The organism is Streptodolium elevatio (genome assembly GCF_040649515.1).
GTDB lineage: Bacteria > Actinomycetota > Actinomycetes > Streptomycetales > Streptomycetaceae > Yinghuangia > Yinghuangia elevatio.
The window spans coordinates 1-4,625 of the sequence record NZ_JBEZFP010000250.1 but is presented as its reverse complement, the minus strand read 5'-3'; the positions used below and the strand labels follow the sequence as shown (position 1 = coordinate 4,625).

5 protein-coding genes are annotated in these 4,625 nt (G+C 70.5%); 2 read left to right on the top strand and 3 right to left on the bottom strand.

Translation table 11 applies throughout. The features are described from left to right. Positions 1–118: 118 nt before the first annotated feature. Positions 119–1,267, bottom strand: a complete 1,149-nt coding sequence (locus AB0C36_RS42520; protein ID WP_358365008.1) for a CapA family protein — start codon at positions 1,265–1,267, stop codon at positions 119–121. Positions 1,268–1,482: 215 nt separating this feature from the next. On the opposite strand from AB0C36_RS42520, the gene AB0C36_RS42515 reads away from it, so the two are divergent. After that, the gene (locus AB0C36_RS42515; RefSeq protein ID WP_358365006.1) at positions 1,483–1,908 is read left to right on the top strand and encodes a nuclear transport factor 2 family protein; all 426 of its coding nucleotides are present in this window, start codon (positions 1,483–1,485) and stop codon (positions 1,906–1,908) included. Positions 1,909–2,052: 144 nt separating this feature from the next. Next, entirely contained in the window at positions 2,053–2,991 is a 939-nt protein-coding gene (locus AB0C36_RS42510; protein ID WP_358365003.1) for an MOSC domain-containing protein, read from the top strand. 229 nt (positions 2,992–3,220) lie between these two features. Here AB0C36_RS42510 and AB0C36_RS42505 read toward each other — a convergent pair whose 3' ends face one another. Together AB0C36_RS42505 and AB0C36_RS42500 are read right to left on the bottom strand one after the other, a co-directional pair. Then, positions 3,221–3,763 (bottom strand): SMI1/KNR4 family protein, encoded by a 543-nt coding sequence (locus tag AB0C36_RS42505; RefSeq protein ID WP_358365001.1) that lies wholly within the window; start codon positions 3,761–3,763, stop codon positions 3,221–3,223. A 163-nt stretch (positions 3,764–3,926) separates the two neighbouring features. Continuing rightward, positions 3,927–4,625: LLM class flavin-dependent oxidoreductase (locus AB0C36_RS42500; RefSeq protein ID WP_358364999.1), on the bottom strand; the 699-nt coding region annotated here is incomplete at its 5' end.

Genomic DNA, 4,625 nt, shown 5'->3' with positions numbered 1-4,625 from the left:
GTGTACGACGACACGTCGTACACCCGCCCCTCGCACGATCCGTGTCCGCTTGCCGGTGTTGCCCGGCAGGTGCCGCCCGGTGTCCATGCCCGACGAGTGTGCCCGCCGGGCCGCCGGGCTACTTGGGCGCTGCCGCGAGCCCCGTGCACGGGCGCAGGGACGCGCGCCGGTCGGTGATGCGCTTGGCCTCGGCGGCCTTCTGCGGGACGGGCACGCCGCGCGAGTCGATGAGCGCCGGGGTGAACGCCTCCTTGACCACCTTGCCGCCCGTGACGGTCAGCGTGGTCACGCCGGTGTCGTTGGAGTTCGGGTAGGGCGAGGTGCCATACCAGAGGAAGTTGCCGAAGCCGTAGCCGACATAGGTGTCACCGAGCATGCCCGCGCCCTGCATCACGTGCGCGTGGGTGCCGACCACCGCGGTCGCGCCGGCCTCCGCGAGGCCCTTCGCCAGGTCCTTCTGCGTGGCCGACGGGCACTTGTCGCCCTCGATGCCCCAGTGCATGTAGACCACCACGACGTCGGCCTGCGCCTTGGCGTCGCGCACCGCCTTGACCAGGCGGGCGGACGTGAGCGCCGTCGCGATCCCGGGCTTGGTCGCACCCGCCGCGTACCGCTGGCTGGTCAGGTCGTTCACCTGGCTCGCGGCCACGACCGCGACCCGGACGCCGTTGACCTCGGTCGTCCACGGCCGGTACGCGTCCTCGGCGGTCTTGCCGAAGCCGACGACGGGCAACGCGCCTTTCTCGGCCGCCGCCAGGGTGTCGGTCAGCCCGGGCTGCCCGAAGTCCACCGCGTGGTTGTTGGCCATGCTGACCACGTCCACGCCGGTCGCCTTGAGGTCGTCCAGCGCGCTCTTCGGCGCCCGGAACGTGTACGTCTTGGCCTCCGCCGCCCCGCGCTCGGTGATCGCCGACTCGAAGTTGACCATCGCGATGTCGGCCTGTTCGAGGGTCTTGGCGACCGGACCGAGCGTGTCCGCGCCTTCGCCGAGCCGTGCCACCGTCCGGCCGGTGAAGTGCACGTCCCCGCCGAACGCGAGGGTCACCGTGCCGGGCGTTCCCCCGGCGGGCGCACCCGACCCGGTCGGGGCGGCCGGCGAGCCGGGAGCCTGGGGTGCGCCGGGGCTCGTGGCGCCCGCGGAGGCGACCGGTGCGACGTCGTCGTCCGACCCTCCGTCGGACCCTCCGACCAGGGAACATCCGGTGAGCAGAGCCAGGGCGCAGGCGCCGACGACGACCCGGAATTGCCGGGAGGAGGGTATGTGCACCGGCACACGCTAACCCACCCGATCACCGTGCCGTTCGGAACCGGTTCATTCACCGCCGCGTTCTGATCGCCTACGACTTTCGATCGAGGATGTTTTCCGTTCGAGGATGTGCCTAGGCTCCGGTCCGTCCGCTTGCGCGTGCGTCGTCGTGCGCTCCGGCGCACACCTGTACCCCGGCAAAGCCCACCGAGCACCGTGTTCCGAGAGGCCACCGCATGACCGGCGCAGTCGACAACAAGCGGCTCATCGAGCAGTTCTGGCAGGACCTGTACGAGCGGGACTTCGACAAGGTCGGCGCGTACTTCGCCGCCGACGGGCACTACACGGACGTGCCGGCGCCGGGCGCCGGGGCGTACGGCCCCGAGCAGATAGCGGCCCGCCTGCGACTCGGCCTGGAGATGCTGTCCGGCTACGAGCACCACCTCAAGCACATCGTGGCCGACGGCGACATCGTCGTCACCGAGCATGCGGAGAAGTGGTTCTGGGAGTCCGGCGAGAGCGTCCTGCTGCCGTTCGTCTCGGTCCACGAGGTCGGCCCCGACGGCAAACTCGTGCGCTGGCACGACTATTGGGACTTCAACACGCTCATGAACGCCGCCCCGGCGTGGTGGCTGGAGCACATCGCGAAGGGCTTCGCCTGACGTTCCCGGCGCCTCCCGTACCGCCCAACTCCCGGGCTACTCTTACCGGTTGGGGGAGGCACGGGATGGCGTACGGCCGCTCCCACCCACGACGACGACCCGGGCACCGCGGTCTTGGCCGACGTGCCGGGAAGGGAGTGGACCGTGTCCCAGCAGAGCCCCGGAACGGCCGGAAGCCCGAACGCGCTCCGCGTCTCCGCGCTGTGGCGCTACCCGGTCAAGAGCATGATCGGCGAACCACTCGAACTGGCCCGGCTGGACCCCGACGGCGTGCGCGGCGACCGCGTGTGGGCGGTCCGCGACGAGAAAGGCGACTTCATCGCGGACGCCCGCCGCAACCCCGTCCTGCTCGGCCTGCGCCCGCGCTACCTGCGGCCGGTGAGCGCCGCCGACCCGGTGCCGCCCGTCGAGATCACTCTGCCGGACGGCCGGGTCGTCCGTTCCACGGACGCCGACGTGCACCACGAGCTGGGCAGGGTGCTGGGCCGCCCCGCCGCCCTGCGCTCGCGGCGGCCGGCCTCCGACGAGGCGTACTACCGGCGCCTCCCGCCCGAGGACGGCGACTGGGTGCGCTTCCTGGAGGAGTTGTTCGGCGTCGACTCGGGCGCCGAGGTGCCGGACCTGAACCTCTTCCCGGACGCGCTGTGGACCAACCAGACGATGCCGGGCACACACCACGACGCGTTCCCGCTGCACGTGCTCACCGATCGCTCGCTGGAGTCGCTGCGCAAGCTGTCGCCCGGCAGTGACGTGGACGTCCGCCGGTTCCGACCCAACGTGTTCATATCGGTGCCGGACGAGATCGAGGGGGACTTCCCCGAGCGGGCGTGGACCGGGCGCGACCTGCACATCGGCACGGCGGTGCTGCGCATCGAGGGCGAGTGCCCGCGCTGCGTGATGATCAGCCATCCGCTGCCGGACGCGGAGCTGGCGGCCGACCGGGGGTTGCTGCGTACCGTGCACGCCAAGACCGGCCACAACGTGGGGATGTACGCGTCGGTCGTGTCGCCCGGGGTCCTCGGCGTCGACGACACCGTCGAGGTGCGGGAGCCGCGGGTCGAGGCGCCGGACGCCGGGGAGTAGGGGCCGACGCGGCCGTCGGGTGCGGGGCCGGGCCGCGTGTCCGCGTCCGCGTGGAAAAAATGACGAGCCCCGGCCGCGGGGCCGGGGCTCGTCGGAAGTCTGGTCCTTCGGGCTCAGTCATGGATCCTACGCTTGAGCACGCCGAAGGCAATTAGATCGTAGCACAAGAACGGTTCCTGCCTGGGATTCCCCGGGACGACCGGGCCCGGCCGACCCGGGCCCTGGCCCGTCAGGCCCGGGTGACGGCCTCGTAGACGCGGTCCGCGAGCTCCGGGTGCATGTCGAGGAAGCCCTCCTCGTCGACCTCGAACGCCCCCGTCCGGAAGCTCTCCACAAAGGTCCGGAGCATGCGCTCCATGTCGGGGTAGTCGGTCTGCACCGGGGCGCCGTCGACGTAGCTCCAGACCTGCACGATGCCCTCGTCGGCGGTCCAGGCCACCGCGTAGAAGTCGCCGGCGGGCGACACCAGCAGCGGCAGCCACTCCTCGTCGCCGTCGGACTCCACCTCGACCTCGTCGCGGAACTCCATCGCCTCGTCCAGGCTGACGAGCACGTACCCCGGGATGAACGACGCGTCGTCCACCGTCTGGTCCTCCTCGGCCCGCGTGCCGTCCGCCCAGCCGAACCACGCGACCAGTTCCTCGGGGGCGCCGTCGAGCTTGGCCCGCACCGCCTCGGGCGCCAGCCCGGGCTCGAAGAGCCGCACGACTTTGCGCTCGAGTCTGTCCAGCTCGCGCCGGACTCCGTCGAGTCCCTCCGTGACCGTGGCCATACGTTCCCCTGCTTCTTCAAACGTCCAGACGCGTACGCACCGTGCGCACCCCCGTACAGGATGTCGTACGGCACCCTCACAGCCTGGGGCACGCGCCGCCGATGCAGAAGGGCCCGGCCGAGTGGCCGGGCCCTTCGATGCGCCTAGCGGGTGATCCCCGGGGTCACTTTCCGTCGAGACCCAGGATGGCGTTCTCCGGCAGAACCGTGTGCACCAGGTCCGGGTTGACCGGGCCGTTGAACGGCGGGTACTTCGGGCCCTGCGCGTTGCGGCGGTAGACCGAGGTCGAGTGCTCCGAGGTCTTGTCGAACTCGGGGATGACCTTCTCGCCGAAGAGCTCGATCATCTCGAGGTTCTCCTCGTGCGACATGCCGTCGTTGATGCCGAAGACGAGCTGGTCGGTGCCGACCGCCTGGTACGCCTCGATCTGCTCGCAGACCTCCTCCGGCGTGCCCACCAGCATCAGGCCGGACTCGATCACGAAGTCCAGGAACTCGTCGCCGCCCTGCGAGAGGTCGAACGGCGGCTCGGGCCAGGTCACGGCGTCGGCCGACTTCGGCATGGTGTCGTGGTAGAGGTTCACCATCGTCACCAGGTAGCCGCGGCCCTTGGAGATGGCGATCTCGCGGGCGCGCTTGCGGTCGTTCAGACAGATGACCGCGTTCGTCATCATGACGTTGTTGTTCTGGTAGTCGCCCAGGATCTCGACCGGGTTCTCCGCGGCTTCCTTGTAGGCCTCGATGCGGCCCTTCAGGTTGAAGATCGGCTCGAAGTTGAACGCGATCGCGCCGATGCCCAGCGAGCCGGCCTTGGCGAACGAGCCGGGGTTGCCGCACGCCATCCAGATCGGCGGGTGCGAGTG